We start from the raw sequence: 18,074 nt of genomic DNA on the forward strand, positions 1-18,074 counted from the left end.
TTGTATGCAATTTCGAACAATTTTTCAATGAAAATGTTCTTATTTAGTTTATCCTTTTTCTTCATAATCAAACAAAATGGCAAAACACTGCTACATACAAAAAATAAGTAACATTTTTAAATATAGCATTTATAAAGAAAAAGGTAAAACAATACTTACTTATTTATAAGTTTAAAAAAAGAACTTGCGAAAATCGCAAGTTCTTCTAAAAATTAAGCGCTCTGGTTTCCTTCCATTTGCGTTTTGTACATATCGTAATAACGCCCGCGCTTTTTCATTAATTCGTCATGAGAGCCTTTTTCCAAAATCGTTCCTCTATCAAGCACAATAATTTGATCAGCGCTCTTAATTGTTGAAAGGCGATGAGCGATAATAAACGTCGTTCGTCCTTTCTTCACAACTTCTAGTGCTTGTTGAATCATCGCTTCTGTCTCTGTATCAATGCTGGAAGTCGCTTCATCTAAAATTAAAATTGCCGGATCAAAAGCAAGTGCCCTAGCAAACGATATAAGCTGACGTTCTCCGGTTGAAAGTGTACTTCCTTTCTCCGTAATTTTTTCATCTATATTGTTCGCAAACCTTTCCGCACCAACATCACGTAACGCCTTTACAATGCGATCTTTTGAAATTTTTTCATTTTCTAAGCTTACATTGGATGCAACTGTCCCGCTAAATAAAAACGGATCTTGCAGTACAATCCCCATATGTTCACGAGTTGCTTGTTTCGGCATCTCTGTTACATCGTGACCATCAATCGTAAGCTTCCCTTTTTGAAATTCATAAAACTGAAAGAGCACATTCATAATGGAACTTTTTCCTGATCCAGTATGACCAACAAGTGCCACTGTCTCCCCTTGTTTCGCTTCAAAAGAAATATTTTTTAATACTTCATCTTTTCCATTATAAGAAAACGAAACATTATCGAATTTCACATTTCCGGTTAAGCGAGGCATACGTTCTTCTTCTACTGCCTCTCCTTTTTCCTCTAGCAATTCAAAGACACGCTCTGATGCAACACGCGCTTGCTCTAAGTTTGCAAGTTGGTTCACCATATTCGTAATTGGCGAGAATAATCTCGTTAAATAATCAACGAAAGCATATAGTATCCCTAGAGAAAGGATGCCAGAAGCACTTAATGAAGCACCACCGAAATACCAAATTACACCTGTAAAAGCGATATTTCTTAATACAGACACTAAATTATGCGAAGTTGCTGCATTTAAATTTAAAATTTTATTTTGATATTTAAAATAATCACCATTGAGTTCTTCAAATTCCTTCTTCGTTTCACGCTCTTGACGAAATGCTTGAATAATTGGCATCCCTTGAATCGATTCATTCACTGTTCCATTAATATCCGATAAACGAGAACGCATTTTATGATTGTATACAGACGCATACTTTCTATACATAATCGCCCAAATAATTAAAATTGGGATGATAAGTAAACATAGCGCCGCCAGTTTTACATCAAGTAAAAATAATGCAGCGAAAATCCCGATAATATAAATAATACTGGAAATGAATGTCGCAAGTACTGTTACATATAAATCACGAATTGCCTCTGTATCATTCGTTACCCGCGAAACAATTTTCCCTGCTGGTAAATGATCGAAATAACGAATTGGCAACGTTTGTATATGAGAAAAAACATCCTCCCTCATAATTTGAATAATTTTGTTTGCTGCCTTCTGTAAGAAGAACTGCTTTCCGTATGCAAATAATGATACGACTACTAATAAAGCGAAATATCCACCACCGAGTAGTAATAGTCGGTTTATTTCTGGTTTATAAAACGCAAATACTTCTTCTTTCGTTAAGGCTTTCGCTTTATACACTTGCACTGCCTTACCACTTTGTACTGTAAGCATATCCCCCTTAACAGAACGAGTTCCTTCAAGCGTTATTTTATTCGGTACAAAATAGTATTGAAAACCGACTTGAATTACTCGGACTTCTTTCCCTTTTCGCTCACCTTCCTCAAAGCGATCACTTCGCTTATAAAAGACGCCATTATATGAAACAGCATCCTCACTCTTCTCTGCTTCATACCAAGGTCTCTCTATTCCAACGATATGCTCATCAATCATCGTTTTTGCGACGAAAGGACCCGCGAGTTCTGCAATAACAAAAACAAATAGCATCGCCATCGCTGCAAAAATCGGACCTTTCACTTTCATCGCATATTGAAACAATCGTTTTGAAACACTCATATTTTCACCCCACTATCCGCGCTTTCACTTTCACCTTGTTGTCTGTCGAACTGTTCTGCATACCAGCCACCATTTCGAATGAGCGCTTCATGCGAACCTTCTTCAATAACTTCACCGTTATCCATAACGAGAATCCAATCCGCGTGCTGTACCGCTGACAAACGATGCGTCGTGATAATCGTCGTCTTCCCGCTTCTTTCTGTTCGTATATTTTCAATAATCGCCGCTTCAGTTCGAGCATCAACAGCTGATAAAGAATCGTCCAAAATTAAAATTTCTGGATTTTGAATAACAGCCCTTGCAATTGAAATCCTTTGCTTTTGTCCACCTGATAAAGAAACACCTTTCTCTCCAACGAGCGTTTCTAAACCTTCTGGTAAAAACTCTAAATCCTTTTTAAACGCAGCTATTTCGATCGCTTTTTCAAGCTCTTCTTCAGTCGCTTCTCTGTTTCCAAATAAAATATTTTCCTTCGCTGTTTTTGAGAACAAAATGTGTTCCTGAGGTACATACCCAATCCAGCCAAGTACGTTATCATTTGGAATTTTATCTAGCTTCACATCAGAAACTGCAATATCACCTTCCCCAAGTGGATATTGACGAAGAAGCTGACGAACAAGCGTCGTTTTCCCACTTCCTGTTTTCCCAACAACTCCAAGGGTCTCTCCTTGTTTTAATGAGAACGAAACATTTTTTAAATTTGTTTCAATTGATGAAGGATATGAAAAAGTAACGTTATCGAACTGAATGTAATCTGGCTCTTGTACAACCTTTGGATCTTTCGGATTCTTTACATCCGGTTCATAAGCTAACGTTTCATTTACACGATCTAACGAAGCATTTCCTCTTTGCATAACATTAATCAATTCCCCAATTGCAAACATTGGCCAAATCATCATCCCTAAATAGACGTTAAAAGAAACGAGCTCACCAAGTGTCACCTTTGATTGGAATACGAGATATGCACCGTACACTAAACCGATTAAATAACTAAGACCGACGAGCATTTTCACAGTCGGCTGGAATAATGCATCGATTCTTGCTACTCTCATATTTTTCTCGTATACGTCATCTCCTAAATGATGAAACCTTTCTTGATCAGCGTTCTCCTGTACGTATGCACGAATAACGCGTACACCCGCAATTGATTCAAGCACTTTATCGTTCATATCTCCGAACGCATCTTGCGCGACTGTAAATCGTTCATGCAATTTCTTTCCGTATATATTCATTGCAAACGCCATAATCGGAAGCGGTATAAGCGCAGCAAATGTTAGCTGCCAACTAATTGAAAAGCCCATCATACAAACGATTGTAAGCATATATAGACTAGAATCAACGAGTGTTAATATACCAAAACCAGCTGTCATGGAAATTGCTTTTAAATCATTTGTCGCTCTCGCCATTAAATCGCCAGTACGATTTTTTTGATAAAACGTCGGTGTCATCTTAAGTAAATGCCCCATAAATTTTGAACGCATCGTTTTCTCAAGTACGAACGCACCGCCAAATAGTTGGTGCTGCCAAATGAAAGTAAGTACATACCCACCAATTGTTACCCCAAGTAAAATAAAAATATATTGCATAATCGCCTCGTTCGTTAAGGCTCCTGTTTTAATATTATCAATTGTAACTCCTAATACTTTCGGAGGAATTACCTCTATCACGTTTACAATTAAAAGTACCCCAATTGCGATACTATACCTTTTCCAATGCTCTCTAAAAAACCAGCTTAACTTTAGTAATACTGAAAACAATATAACCTCTCCTTTCTCGTTCTCGTTTGATTCACATTTCTTTATCCGCTATCCAAACCCATCACATTTACATTTCGTAAGCCATACAATCTCATCACATTTTTCCACCTTCCAAATTCTGATTTTTTATAGTAACAAGGAAAATAAACAAAAAAAAGCATACCGCCGCTTGACGATATGCAATAGAATGCATAAAAGCGTACGTTACGATATACGCAACATACGCTTCTCATAAGACAAAAAGGTCCTATATATCCGCACGGGTTGCGTAATGATATGAATGTTTTCCGTCATTTAACAGAGCTAAGCCCATTACATTTACGATTACAATCATTACGCACACCCCCTTCATTTATTTTCCATTTATAATCTTACAACTTTATTGAGTATTCTGTCAATTATTTTTTTCGCTTTAGAATAAAATAATCTTTTATCACAAAAAATGAAAGTGATGCATTCTACTTATAATTCAGTTTGAAATAAGGGAATCTTCTGTAAGAAAGGGCATACAAAATAAAAAAATAATAAGAAATCGTTTTCACAAACATTTCATTTGAAAAATATTATCAAACCACCTACAATCACCTTATACTCACTCTTACAAGTTGCTATTTTAGGAGGACTAATCATGACAACTAGCAATACGTACAAATTTTATTTAAACGGAGAATGGAGAGAAAGCTCTTCTGGTCAAACAATCGAAATTCCATCTCCATACTTACACGAAGTAATTGGTCAAGTACAAGCAATTACTCGCGGAGAAGTAGATGAAGCAATTGCATCTGCAAAAGAAGCTCAAAAACCATGGGCTGATGCTTCTCTACAAGATCGCGCAAAATATTTATATAAATGGGCTGATGAGCTCGTAAATATGCAAGATGAAATTGCCGATATCATTATGAAAGAAGTCGGTAAAGGCTATAAAGATGCGCAAAAAGAAGTCGTTCGTACAGCTGACTTGATTCGTTACACAGTTGACGAAGCACTTCACATGCACGGAGAAAGCATGATGGGCGATAGCTTCCCTGGTGGATCTAAATCTAAACTTGCGATTATTCAGCGCGCACCACTTGGTGTTGTATTAGCAATCGCACCGTTTAACTACCCAGTAAACTTATCTGCTGCAAAACTTGCACCAGCACTTATTATGGGTAACGCTGTTATCTTCAAACCAGCAACTCAAGGTGCTATTAGCGGTATTAAAATGGTTGAAGCACTTCATAAAGCAGGCCTACCAAAAGGTCTTGTAAACGTAGCTACAGGACGCGGTTCTGTAATTGGTGACTACTTAGTAGAACATCCTGGCGTAAATATGGTATCGTTCACAGGTGGTACAAATACAGGTAAACATTTAGCGAAAAAAGCTGCAATGATTCCACTTGTATTAGAACTTGGTGGTAAAGACCCTGGTATCGTTTGTGAAGATGCAGACTTACAAGAAGCTGCAAAGCATATCGTAAGCGGTGCATTCTCTTACTCAGGTCAACGTTGTACAGCTATTAAGCGTGTACTTGTGCACGAAAATGTAGCAGATGAACTAGCAGGCTTATTAAAAGAGCAAGTAGCAGAACTATCAGTTGGATCTCCAGAACAAAACAGCACAATCGTTCCATTAATCGACGACAAATCTGCTGACTTCGTTCAAGGTTTAATTGACGATGCTGCTGAAAAAGGTGCAACAATCGTTATCGGTAACAAACGTGAGCGTAACTTAATTTACCCAACATTAATCGACCACGTAACAGAAGAAATGAAAGTTGCTTGGGAAGAGCCATTCGGCCCAATCCTTCCAATCATCCGTGTTTCTTCTGATGAACAAGCGATTGAAATTGCTAACAAATCAGAGTTCGGCTTACAAGCAAGTGTCTTCACAAAAGACATTAACAAAGCATTTGCAATTGCTAACAAGATCGACACTGGCTCTGTTCAAATTAACGGACGCACAGAGCGCGGCCCTGACCACTTCCCATTCATCGGTGTAAAAGGTTCAGGTATGGGCGCACAAGGTATTCGTAAGAGCCTTGAGTCTATGACTCGTCAAAAAGTAACTGTATTAAACTTAGTTTAATCTTATATGTAGAAGCTGATCTAGTTTTAGATCAGCTTCTTTTTATTTCACGAGTTGTTTTTCCATAGGTAAATTCACACATTCTACAGAAATTTGATACCCTAACCACCGCTCAGCAATATGTTCAAATGATGAGACAGAGCCTGTTGTAAAAAATCGATGCTTCGGATTAAGATTGTCAGACAAAATTCCTTTGTGCTGTAAAATTGTGCTTAACTCTATCGCTGTTTCTTCTGCAGAACTAATAATCGTCACAGCCTCTCCTAACTCCTTTTTTATATAGGACTCTAAAAGTGGATAATGCGTACACCCAAGAATTAACGTATCTATATCTTCTTTCGTTAATGGCAGTAAAGCCTGTTTCACTTGCTGCGTTACATATGCTGTATCTTCTAATTGATTTTCTACAACTGTAGCTAAAGTCGGACATGCATGACTATGCACTTCCAAATGTGTATCAAGCTCGTGTAATGCTTTTTCGTACATATTAGATTTTATCGTACCTACAGTTCCAATTACCCCGATTTTCCCTTTCTTTGTCACTTTAATTGCAGCTCTTGCTCCCGGATGTATAACGCCAATAACTGGAATGGAAAGTGCTCCTTGCAAATCAGTCAATGCAGCAGCTGCACCAGTATTACATGCTACAACTAGAGCTTTTAACGGAAACTGTTTGAGGAACTCAACCATTTCAAATATGAAAGATTGTACCTCCTCTACACTTCTTGGCCCATACGGACAACGCTCATTATCACCGATATAGTAAATGCTCTCTTTAGGCAATTGACGCATAATTTCACTCGCAACTGTTAATCCTCCAACCCCTGAATCTAGTACACCTATTACGGAATTTTGATTACATGCAGACATATACTTCATCCCCCTTCTCAATCTTCTAGCGCCGTAAACATTTATTATATTATGAAAATTTAAACATTGTACAATAATCCCTCTCCTTTTTAATCACGAACTCTTCTCTATAATCTGATTATTACTATATCCATTGACGTATAAAAATACATTTGTTACTCTTAAACATGTTAATTTAATACATAAATCCTCATTCGTATCTCGGTGAGGTAGAGGTTGCAATCATTAAGAGTATCATTTCAGGAGATGTAGTGGCATTGACGAATGAATGAGAAAGGAATGGTTGCCGAAGTAAGATGTGTCCACCATGCACGCTTGCTGGGTCTGCATTTAATAAGTGCAGAACTGTCACAAACGTTTCGTTTGTGGAGAGCTATCGAGAGGTATGTCGTGGGTTTCTTATAAGATAGAAAGCATGTAGCGGCAAATTACGTGCTTTTTTTGTTTTGTTTGGAACTTCTCTTCCCTACCGCGGAAGACATACATATCTCCTCGCTTGACTTGGTTATACTAACTTTGGAGGTATTTTCTATGCAACAAAAAAAATGGGGCTTTTGGGTACTAACAGCTTTCGTTGTCGGTAACATGGTTGGCGCTGGTATTTTCATGGTGCCAAGTACGTTAGCACAAACAGCAAGCCCGCTCGGTGTCACTTTAGCTTGGTTAACAACAGGGTTTGGTGTTTTAATGCTAGCTCTTGTTTTCGGTAATTTAGCAATTCGTCGTCCTGATTTAACGACAGGACCACAAAGTCATGCATATGCTTTATTCTCAACACCAAAAAGAAAGAAAATGGCTGGTTTCAGCATGGTGTGGGGATACTGGGTTGCAAACTGGGCAAGTAACGTTGCCATTATCACATCTTTTGCGGGATATTTATCACTCTTCTTCCCGATTATGAAAGATACACGTCTATTGTTTTCAATCGGCTCTTTCGATATAGAAGTTGGAAAACTAATTACATTTACTATTTGTTCTGTCTTACTATGGGGCACACATTTAATTTTAACAAACGGTGTAAGCGGAGCTGGGAAGCTAAACTTCTTAGCAACAACAACGAAAGTAACTGGATTCCTTCTATTCATTGTTGTTACGTTATTTGCGTTCGAGGCTTCAAAGTTTGGACAATGGTATACACCAATGATCGATAAAGAAGGTGTATCACACGGTCTCCTTTCACAAGTAAATTTAGCTGCTCTTACAACACTTTGGGCATTTATTGGGATTGAATCAGCCGTTCTTTTATCAAACCGAGCTACTTCTCCCAAAACGGTAAAACGGGCGACTGTTGCTGGTTTACTAATAACCGTTGCAATTTATTTAGGAATTACAATTTTAACAATGGGTGTACTTCACGTTGATAAATTACAAGCTTCTGAACGTCCATTAGCAGATGCATTAAACGCTGCAATGGGTCACGGCGGCGGGAAACTTATGGCATTACTTGCTCTTACTTCCCTATTCGGTTCAATATTAGGCTGGATTTTATTAAGCTCAGAAGTGCCTTATCAAGCAGCAAAAGAAGGTTTCTTCCCTTCCTTCTTCGCAAAAACAAACAAAAAAGGAAGTCCAATTCATTCACTACGATTAACAAACATTATGTCGCAAGTGTTCTTATTCTCAACATTATCAGGAACAATTGCGGAAGCTTATACATTCGTTATTACAGTGTCAACTTTAGCCTACCTCATTCCATATCTCGTTTCACCAATCTTCCAGTTAAAACTAGTCGCAACTGGTGAAACATACAAAAATGAAATGCGGGCAAGAATTATGGATGGTGTAGTCGCAGTTATCGCACTTTGCTATGCACTATGGGTTATTAAAACAGGCGCATCCGATATTAAAACATTCCTTCTCGGAATTGGTTTATTCGTAATTGGCTTTGCCTTCTATCCATTAATGAATCGTGATCAGAAAAAAAATAAAGAAAAGAAAAACGAGCAAGTTGCATAACGCAATTTGCTCGTTTTTTGCTTAATAAAACATATATAATAGAAAAAAGAGGTGAAAAACATGTCAATCGAATCACTATGGAGCTCTCGCTTTCAACAACATATTCAAAATGCCATCACATACTTTGCACGTATGATTAACGGTTTACTATATAGTTTCATCTTCGTCTCATGTGTAGGTGCATATTATTACGCCAAGTTTCTTAAAACGGATCCTTCTAAAGGAATATCTCTATTGCTTATTACAATCGTCTTAACAGTGATTATAACGAGATGCCCAATACGTACATTTATTCAAAAGCCCGATGCTGTCTATTTACTAGCACTAGAAGAGAAATTAACTTCTTATTTTAAAAAATCTCTTCTATATAATTACATCATTCAGCTTTTCCCATTATTATTTACGTTCCTTATTCTCGTACCACTTGCCATGCAATCATTACAATTGACTGTACCTTTTCTATGTACAATCTTTATCGTTTTAATGATTACGAAAGCTTGGAACATGTACATACACTGGATGTGGCGTGATAGTTATGAAAAAAACATATGGCTTATCATTCGTATTGCTTGTAACGCCCTTATCATTTACATGCTATTTTATACTGCAAATGTAATTGTATTAGGCGGATTACTCTTACTTCTTGCTTTCCTACTTCTATATACGAAGAAACAGCCCACAAAGCGAATACCGTGGGAATACATAATTGAGCAAGAAGAAAAAATGGACATACGCTTTTATCAATTCGCTAGCATCTTTACCGATGTTCCGCAGCTAAAAAAACAAGTAAACGGCAGAAAATGGCTTACAAATTGGATCGAACCTTTACTACATAAAAAACAAGCTACTTTCTTCTATTTACATACACTATCGTTTTTACGTGGGAATGATTATTTCGGTATATATATTCGCTTAAGTATTATCGGTTCCTTTATCGTATATTTCGTACCGAATCTATATGTAAAAGGTGCTACTACTTACATCGTCCTATACATGATCTCTATGCAGCTTCGTTCTCTGTGGAAATATTTTTCGGGAAATATTATCGTGGCATTATATCCAATTGATACTGAAGAACGAATGAGGCAATTTCTTAGCTTAATTTTCATATTGCTAAGTATTCAACTCATTGTATTTTCAAGTGTTATACTCATTGCTACAGGACAATTACTACATGCTTTGATTATTATGGTAATCGGTGTACTTTGGATAAGGTTTATTATTGTACCAAAAACGAAGAAACGCATTTCTTCATTTTAGAGAAAAAGAGGCTGCACATAACAGCCTCTTTTTCTCGTCCTAAAATTTCTAATCACTTTTCGTAGGCATTTCTCATATAGTGAAAATGACTATACAATTCCTACCCATACGTTAAATAATGATTTACACATATGTAAATAAAAATAGATGGGAGCCTTATTATGAACAATAATCCACCTTCAACGCCATCACACGATTCAGAAGAACATAGCCGTGAAATTTCACTGCAAACATTACGTGTCATCGGACTCATCGTCCTCATTAGTGGTTATATCCTCGTCGCTCTCTCAGAAGTAGGTGAACTGAAAAATTTATTAACTAATCCTAACGCTAATCCTGACTTAGCTGAAGTGGATCCGTTTTAAAAATGATATAAAAAGCGAGTCCCAGTATAACTGGTTCGCTTTTTATATAGTTTTATCCAATCTGAGAAACCTCCCTCTCATCCTCATACTTCTCTTTCCCTATCGCCTTCATAAATAATAAAATACTGCTCATACCAACTATGAAATAGAGCACACTCATTCCCCAAGAGGCAATAAATGAACCTAACATAACACCTAATGCACCATTCATTTTTGCCACTTGAAAAACCATTCCGTTAATCGCCATATAAGAACCTCGCGCCTCATTTGGCACCATATCTGCCATTATGGATTGACGAACCGGTACATACATCATCTCTCCTACAGTTTGGAAAAGCCCCGCAATTAATAAAATCCATAAGCTATTGCTCGTTCCGAGTATTGTAAATCCAATCGTGTAAATGAATAAACCTACATATAAAATTTTCAAATCGTTGAAGCTTTTCAGCATTTTAATAAGAAGCGCTGTACATAACACAACTAAAATTGTATTCTCTGCCGATATCCAGCTGAGCATTCGAATACCTGTTAAATCGAATGTAAAACCATTCCCGAAGAAAAAGTGCACCGTTTCAAATTCCTTCTGTAAACGTATCCCTAAATAATTATTAATTTGAAACTCTAACGATAGTGTACATATACTTGCTGCACAAAAAATTAAAAACGCTCGGTCTTTCATCACGATTTTATAACTATCCGCCATATCCTTTAATACGTTTTTCTTCTCTACAGTTTTTCGCGCCACATACACTTCTTCCATATATATAGCCATGACATATAAAGTAATGACCGCAACAGCCGTTAATACGATAAACAATTGTAATCTATAGTTTTCAAATAGTAATCCGCCAAATATCGCTCCAATTGCAATGGATAAGTTAATAGCCCAGTAGTTAATGCTGTACATGACCTTTCGATTTTCAGGTGTACTCACATCGATTAACATCGCCTCGGTTGCTGGATTCATAAGTCCAGATCCTAAACTGTTCACTAGCATAAATAAAAATGTTAACCACGGTGAATCTACATAATCTGAGTTCGCAATTCCCATACAAGCAATGGAAACGACTTGTATACTTTGGCCGATAATCATCACTTTTTTACGACCGAGTCGATCTCCAATATATCCACCGTATAAACCAATTACTAATGAAGCTATTACATTAATTAGTAGTAAAGCACCAGCCATGGCACTACCTAACTTTATTGAAAAATAAATTGCCATAAACGGAAAAATCATCGTTGATACCGCTCGTGTTAAAAACGAAGTTATAATTCTAATTTTTATATTTCGGTGCATACTCCAAAATCCCATTGTTTCCTCCTCCTTATGCTTATTCATTTTACTTTGAAAAAGAGGAAGAAAAAGGTTAGAATATTCTAAAGAGTTTCCCCTTTTATTATAGAAGGAAGTGTATACATATGAAAATTATGGACTATTACATTAGACTAAGGTTCCATGCACAAGATCAACAACATATACGAAATAGCTTACAAGAATTAGCGAATATTTTATATTGCAGTCCGAAAAACGTAAAAATTTTATTAAAGAAAATGAGTGCGGAGCAATTAATTCGCTGGACTCCAGGACGAGGACGCGGGAATAAAACGGAAATTATATTTGCGCATAGTTTCCTAGAAGCAATTGAATCCTATACAGATGAACTGTTAGCGCAAGAAAAATTAAAAGATGTCTTTCTTCTTTTAAAAGAGCCACTGCCTCCCGCACTTCATAAAAATATTGAAGGTAAACTCCATCATCATTTTGGCTATGAACCTTCAAATGATATGTATGATATATTAAAAATCCCCATATCACGAAAAGTAATGCCGCTAGATCCGGCTTTTGTGGCTGTCACAACAGAGAGCCATCTTACTAGTCAAATTTTTGATACGTTAGTCGTTTATAACGATGTTACTGAAAGAATGGAACCACACGTTGCGCATACGTGGGAATTAAGTGAAGACGGGCTTACGTGGACCTTTCATTTACGAAAAGATATACATTTTCATAACGAAACTGTTCTAACTTCTACAGATGTACAATTTTCATTTGAAAGACTAAAGCAAGTTCAATCTCCTTTCGAATGGTTAACAGAAGAAATTGTCCAAATTGAAACACCATCACCAATGCAAATTCGATTCCATTTAGCAAAACCGAATTTATTTTTCTTACATTATGTGAGTTCCATGCAACTTGCAATTTTACCGCGTGATGCTAGTATCCAGAATCATCACTACATAGGTACTGGACCTTTCAAACTTGCTCATTACTCTGAAGATAATATCGTACTTGAAGCTTTCACTCATTATTTTAAAGAGCGAGCTTTACTAGACCGTATTGAGTTTTGGCGTATTCCAGATCATGTACAAATCGATGCTGATTATGAACTACCTAATGAAGAGGAAAATGAAAGGCATGATATACAAATAGAAGAAATAGGTTGTATTTATGCTAGCTTCAACTTTACAAAACCCGGTCCCCACCATGACATTTACTTTCGTAAAGCTTGGAGAGAAATATATGACGTTGAAACGATACTTCGTAACATAGAAGGCAGACGAACAATTGCTGCATCGAGCTTTTTCCCTGAAAGAAGTCGCCAAGTTCCTAAAAGGTCCTACTCGCTTGAAAAAGCGAAAGAGTATTTAAAAAAGAGCACATATAATGGAGAAACAATCCATATATACTTCTTCGCATTTAAAGATAGTGCAAACGACGCACATTTCCTAAAAGAACGGTGTGAAAGTTTAGGTATACAAGTAGAACTTCACCCATTTCTCGTTTCAGATTATACGAATCGTTCTATCGATAAACACGCCAATATTATTTTAATGGGAGAAGTATTTGCTGCCGATCATGAAATTGCATTTTTAAATGTATTTAAAAATAAAAGTTGCTTCGTAAATCGGTTCATGGACCCGCACTATGCAAAACAAATTAATTGTTTACTTGATACCTTTTTATTAGAAGACAATAAAGAAAAACGGTATAAGCTCATGTATGAGATCGAAGAGTTTTTACAAGCAGAGCACATCATTTTATTTAACTATCACGTTTTAAAAAGAAAAACATATCCCTCTTCTCTAAAAAATGTAACAATTGATTCATTCGGTTGGGCAAATTTTGCGAAGTTATGGATACAGCCATCCCCGCATTAAAATGTGTAATTTTTTATAAAAGGAGAAGAACCATGAAAAGCAACCTAGAAAAAAGACTTTCCTTTCTATACACAGGTGAATTATTTTCAGTCATTACTTTTATTTTTACAAGCTACTTAATTAATTATGCTTATCCTACATTATATTTATATTCCCTATATTCTTTTTGGGTCTCATTTCTTCTTTTAGAGTTTCTCTTACTACAAGGAACGGTTTACTGGTATGTAAAGTGGAAAAGACTAAAAAAAGAAAAAACATCTGTTACGCCTATTTGGATCATTCAATATTTAAAAAGACTAAAAAAGATAAATATAGGATTGATTATCACAGGCCTTGGTATGTTTATTATTGATTTTTTAATTTGGTATCCCCATTTACCTTTAGGCGGGCTATCATTCGCCCTATTTATTTATGTTTTTGCATTATTTGAGTATATTAACTATTATCATATTCAGCTTTCATATGATAACACCTCTGATATTAAATATTTGATAAAATCAAAAAAACTAAAACAGTCCTGTATGAGTAAAGATTTTCAACGTATTTCATAAAATATTAGATTCCGCTTATGAAGACTTTAAACCAATAAGAATTAAGCCATTTTCACGAATGTAAAAGAAGGTATTACATCCTTAGTAATACCTTCTTTTACATTTTTAAAGAGGAACCTTCTTGCGCACAAAGATGCAAACTATTATTTAATTACTTCATCCAAATGATTTTTCAAGTTTAATAAGTATTGCTCTATATCCGGATTCTTCACCACATCATAACAAGCAAAACTCTTTAACGGACTCATACCGATAAACTTCTGCACACGGTGTAAATGGCTAAGCGTTGATTCTAGGCTTTCTCCTTCAAAGAACTTCGTCTTATCTCCGAATGCTTTTTCAGGTGCATTCCAAGTTGTAGAAAACATATACTTCTTCTCTTTTAATAAACCACCTGTTCCATATTCATCTGCACCTTTAAAGAACAAACCATATTCATATACTTCATCCATATACGTTTTAAATAATCCAGGAACACTAAACCAATAAATTGGTGTTTGATAAATCACAACATCAGCCCATAAAAACTTATCTTGTTCTTCTTTAATATTGTAGCCATCTTGAATCGTTGTTGTTTTCACATGATGATTCTCACTTAATACAGTTACCATATAATCAACTAACGTCCTATTTAATCGTCCTTCTTTCGTACCGTATTTTTCATGTCCATTTATAATAAAAATATTTTTCATCGCTTTTCTCTCCCCTATATGATCTACTCTTCAGCTATTAAGCCGAGTTGCTGTTTCAGCGTAAGATTATCTTCTAAATGCCAATCTTCCGTTATCTTTCCGTCTTTCACATGTAAAATATCAATTGCAAAAAAATTGATTTTCTTATCATTATGAGTTCCTGTAAAAGAAAGACGAGCCGTTACTTTATCACCAGCAACTAATAAATCTTCAATCTCGCAATGTATATCAGGAACGACTTTACGAAAATTTTGTGCCGCAAATTTTAATCCTTCAGTGCCTTGTGGGCGGCCTTTCGGCAACGTATTATCGAAGAAATTTCCCGTAACAGTCTGCGGAATAAGCTCCTCTTTACCTGTATCCCAAAATGCATAAAAACGCTGAGCTGCATGCACGATTTCTGTCGCCTCCTTTTTATTTAGTGAAGGATCAATTGTCATTGCTTTTGGCTGTGGCATTTCTTTTAATAACTGGATTTCCGTTTTTTGTTCCCCGCCGCATGCTACAAGAACAATACAAATGACAAAAAAACTAAGGAACATAAATAACTTTTTTATACTCATGGAAATCACCTCCTTCTCATATAAACCCTTTGTATTTCGTATTGCTATTGTATATGCACTAACTTCCTTTATGGAAGTAGTGATATTTTTTTCATATAGTTACCAAAAGTATAGTTTTGTGATACTATAAAGCAAATTCATTCAAAAAAATTTTATGGAGGCTAGTTCCATGAACAACATAGATCCAGTTGAATTAACGAAAGGCTTACCTGGTATACCTTGTCCTATCGCTAAAACGCTTGACGTAATTAGTACAAAATGGACGTTTTTAATCATTCGTGACCTTCTTATCGAAGGAACTTTACGCTTTAGTGATTTACAAAAATCAATGGATGGGATTAGTCCAAAAACTTTATCGCTTCGCCTAAAAGAATTGGAAACGCAAGGGATTATAACGCGAAAAGTATACCCAGAGGTTCCGCCTCGCGTAGAGTACACGTTAACGGATAAAGGAAAGCAATTAGAGGGGATATTTATTGAATTAAAGCGGTTTGGATTAAGTTTATAAACGAAAAGCCCCTTACCATAAAAATAGTAAGAGGCTTTTCGTTATTCACTACATTACTTCGCAAAACTTTGAGCTAGCTGTTTCTCTCTCCACATAAATGTAATGCCGAGACCAACGATTAAAACAACACCTGAAAATGCATATGGATAATTAATGTTTATATCAAATAATATTCCGCCCATCGCTGGTCCTGCAATATTCCCTAAACTCGTATACGTTGAGTTCATACCAGCAACGAATCCTTGCTCTTTACCAGCTGCTTTTGATAAAAATGTCGTTAAAGCTGGACGAAGTAAGTCAAATGCTAGGAAAATAAAACAAGTAACAAGGAGCACACTCCAATAATTAAAGACTATAGTTGAAACAAATGCTAACACTGCGCCTACAATTAAACATATTTGAATTAACACTTTTTCGCCGAATATGTCGACCAATTTGCCAAACATAAATACTTGCACAACTACCCCAAAGATTGAGCTAATTGTAATAATGGCAGCAATATCTTTCGGCGCGAAACCAAATTTATGATCAGAGAACAGGCTAAACACAGTTTCATATGCTGATAATCCAAATGCGAGTACAAATACAATAATAAATGCGATTGCATACATTGGATTTAATGATTTCTTTAAATCCCCGATAAAACTTGATTCTTTCGTATTAGCGGAAATCTCTGCAAGCTCCTCTTTCGTTAAAGGCTCTTTCAAAATAAAGATCGAAATCACACATGCTATAAAGGCAATCACTGCTGCCACAAAGAAAGGTACACGTATACCGTATTCTGCAATAAACCCGCCGATTCCAGGCCCTATAATAAATCCAGTGCTAATAGCTGCTGAAAGATAGCCCATCGCCTTTGGACGTTCCTGAATCGATGTAATATCCGCAACATATGCTGTAACACCCGGCATAATAAACGCAGCACTAATTCCGCCTAACACCCTTGCTACATAAAGCATCCACACATCTTTTCCTAATCCAAAAAGAAGCTCTGAAACACCAAAAATAAATAATCCAATGATTATCATTTTCTTCCTACCGTAAAGATCGACCCACCGGCCTGTAATAGGTGAAGTAATAAGCTGAGCCATTGCAAATACTGCAACGAGATAGCCCATCGTCTTTCCTGTTAAATTCATATCATTCATAAAGGACGGCATAACCGGAATAATTAACCCAATCCCTAAAAAAGCGATAAATATATTACTCAAAAGAATGATCAATACCATCTTTTGTTCTTTTATCGGTTTCTTCAATTTTTAACACCTCTTCCCGTAAGTTCCTCTCAAAAAATAACGCCCAAGAAGCTTTTTCTTTATCCTGCTATTTGTGGGCTACTACTGAGTGAAGATCACCCCACTCATTAGAATTTCACTCTATCCTTCCACACATACATAAATACAGGGTGAATGACTATCATTCAGTTTTTCGCAGAAATGAACCTACCTTTTCAGACAGGTTCATCTTACTATTTCTTTATATGTAGTGCATGTGTTAAAAAATCTAGTACTTCTGCCTTTTGCAAGCCCACTTGCTCGTCATCTTTATGATCATATAAATAAACTTGTTCCGCTGCTGATTCAACAAGAGCAATAAATAACTTCGCTGTTCTCTCTGCATGAACCGAATCACGAATTTCACCAGCTTCTTTTGCTTCACTTAAAAATTCACTTAGCCACATATAAAGAGGCTCATATACAGCTTCCCATTCTTTTATATGTTCAGTTGATGCAAGGCCCGCATACATTAATGCTTGTATTTCACGATATTCAGCTATAAAGTTAAATACCGCATCTATTACTTGCTCAACTTTACTTGAAAAAGGTGAATCGTTCTGTACTTTTTCTTTCACTGCAAGTATCATCTTCTCAACCATCACTTCTGCTATTGCAGGCATAACAGCTAACTTAGAAGGAAAATATAAATAGAACGTTCCTTGCGCAATGCCAGCCAATTTCACGATATCAGAAATCTTCGTTTTTTCAACGCCCTTTTCCTGAAATACTTCAATAGCTGCATAGACAATTCTTTCTTTTTTATTCATCATCTAAACCCTTTCACACGCGTATTGAATGACTGTCACTCATTTTATAAAATAACTAGCTGTAC

Annotated in this window: 15 protein-coding genes and 1 riboswitch; of the genes, 7 read left to right on the forward strand and 8 right to left on the reverse strand. The window is 36.2% G+C overall.

The features are described 5' to 3' along the window. Positions 1–212: 212 nt before the first annotated feature. Together QCI75_RS22510 and QCI75_RS22515 are read right to left on the reverse strand one after the other, a co-directional pair. Entirely contained in the window at positions 213–2,213 is a 2,001-nt protein-coding gene (locus tag QCI75_RS22510) for an ABC transporter ATP-binding protein (protein ID WP_353761217.1), read from the reverse strand. After that, positions 2,210–3,970 (reverse strand): ABC transporter ATP-binding protein, encoded by a 1,761-nt coding sequence (locus QCI75_RS22515; protein WP_144508317.1) that lies wholly within the window; start codon positions 3,968–3,970, stop codon positions 2,210–2,212. The genes QCI75_RS22510 and QCI75_RS22515 overlap by 4 nt, the downstream gene beginning before the upstream one ends. Before the next feature lie 628 nt (positions 3,971–4,598). Here QCI75_RS22515 and gapN point away from each other — a divergent pair. Further along, positions 4,599–6,038: an NADP-dependent glyceraldehyde-3-phosphate dehydrogenase gene (gapN, locus tag QCI75_RS22520; protein ID WP_144508315.1), complete on the forward strand. Its 1,440-nt coding sequence runs from the start codon at positions 4,599–4,601 to the stop codon at positions 6,036–6,038. A gap of 42 nt (positions 6,039–6,080) precedes the next feature. Here the strand turns inward: gapN and racE are convergent, their stop codons facing one another. After that, a complete protein-coding gene (gene racE, locus QCI75_RS22525) occupies positions 6,081–6,908 on the reverse strand; it encodes a glutamate racemase (RefSeq protein ID WP_353761218.1) in 828 nt (275 codons plus the stop codon). A gap of 202 nt (positions 6,909–7,110) precedes the next feature. After that, positions 7,111–7,292: riboswitch (Lysine riboswitch) on the forward strand. 147 nt (positions 7,293–7,439) lie between these two features. Between racE and QCI75_RS22530 the strand changes: the two genes are divergently transcribed. The 3 genes from QCI75_RS22530 (at position 7,440) to QCI75_RS22540 (ending at position 10,489) form a co-directional block, all read left to right on the forward strand. Beyond that, positions 7,440–8,864, forward strand: coding sequence for an amino acid permease (locus QCI75_RS22530; protein ID WP_144508311.1), 1,425 nt, complete (start codon positions 7,440–7,442; stop codon positions 8,862–8,864). 60 nt (positions 8,865–8,924) lie between these two features. Continuing rightward, positions 8,925–10,124, forward strand: a complete 1,200-nt coding sequence (locus QCI75_RS22535) for an ABC transporter permease (RefSeq protein WP_353761220.1) — start codon at positions 8,925–8,927, stop codon at positions 10,122–10,124. 161 nt (positions 10,125–10,285) lie between these two features. Next, positions 10,286–10,489 carry a hypothetical protein gene (locus QCI75_RS22540; protein ID WP_002063968.1) on the forward strand — a complete coding sequence of 68 codons (204 nt, stop codon included), beginning with the start codon at positions 10,286–10,288 and terminating at the stop codon, positions 10,487–10,489. A gap of 52 nt (positions 10,490–10,541) precedes the next feature. Here the strand turns inward: QCI75_RS22540 and QCI75_RS22545 are convergent, their stop codons facing one another. Continuing rightward, positions 10,542–11,804, reverse strand: a complete 1,263-nt coding sequence (locus QCI75_RS22545) for an MDR family MFS transporter (protein ID WP_144508307.1) — start codon at positions 11,802–11,804, stop codon at positions 10,542–10,544. A gap of 107 nt (positions 11,805–11,911) precedes the next feature. On the opposite strand from QCI75_RS22545, the gene QCI75_RS22550 reads away from it, so the two are divergent. Both QCI75_RS22550 and QCI75_RS22555 read left to right on the forward strand, forming a co-directional pair. Continuing rightward, positions 11,912–13,651, forward strand: a complete 1,740-nt coding sequence (locus QCI75_RS22550; protein WP_144508305.1) for an SgrR family transcriptional regulator — start codon at positions 11,912–11,914, stop codon at positions 13,649–13,651. A gap of 32 nt (positions 13,652–13,683) precedes the next feature. Then, positions 13,684–14,202 carry a general stress protein gene (locus QCI75_RS22555; RefSeq protein WP_144508303.1) on the forward strand — a complete coding sequence of 173 codons (519 nt, stop codon included), beginning with the start codon at positions 13,684–13,686 and terminating at the stop codon, positions 14,200–14,202. A gap of 143 nt (positions 14,203–14,345) precedes the next feature. Here QCI75_RS22555 and QCI75_RS22560 read toward each other — a convergent pair whose 3' ends face one another. Both QCI75_RS22560 and QCI75_RS22565 read right to left on the reverse strand, forming a co-directional pair. After that, on the reverse strand, positions 14,346–14,894 hold the full coding sequence (locus QCI75_RS22560) for an NAD(P)H-dependent oxidoreductase (protein ID WP_353761221.1): 549 nt from the start codon (positions 14,892–14,894) through the stop codon (positions 14,346–14,348). Between the two features lie 23 nt (positions 14,895–14,917). Next, entirely contained in the window at positions 14,918–15,457 is a 540-nt protein-coding gene (locus QCI75_RS22565) for an ester cyclase (RefSeq protein WP_144508784.1), read from the reverse strand. Between the two features lie 169 nt (positions 15,458–15,626). Here QCI75_RS22565 and QCI75_RS22570 point away from each other — a divergent pair, with 169 nt between their 5' ends. Then, entirely contained in the window at positions 15,627–15,965 is a 339-nt protein-coding gene (locus QCI75_RS22570) for a winged helix-turn-helix transcriptional regulator (protein WP_144508785.1), read from the forward strand. A gap of 53 nt (positions 15,966–16,018) precedes the next feature. Here QCI75_RS22570 and QCI75_RS22575 read toward each other — a convergent pair whose 3' ends face one another. Both QCI75_RS22575 and QCI75_RS22580 read right to left on the reverse strand, forming a co-directional pair. Then, positions 16,019–17,221, reverse strand: coding sequence for an MFS transporter (locus QCI75_RS22575; RefSeq protein WP_144508786.1), 1,203 nt, complete (start codon positions 17,219–17,221; stop codon positions 16,019–16,021). A 212-nt stretch (positions 17,222–17,433) separates the two neighbouring features. Beyond that, entirely contained in the window at positions 17,434–18,012 is a 579-nt protein-coding gene (locus QCI75_RS22580) for a TetR/AcrR family transcriptional regulator (protein ID WP_144508787.1), read from the reverse strand. Positions 18,013–18,074 lie beyond the last annotated feature (62 nt).

The organism is Bacillus cereus group sp. RP43, from assembly GCF_040459645.1.
GTDB classification, from domain to species: domain Bacteria; phylum Bacillota; class Bacilli; order Bacillales; family Bacillaceae_G; genus Bacillus_A; species Bacillus_A mycoides_C.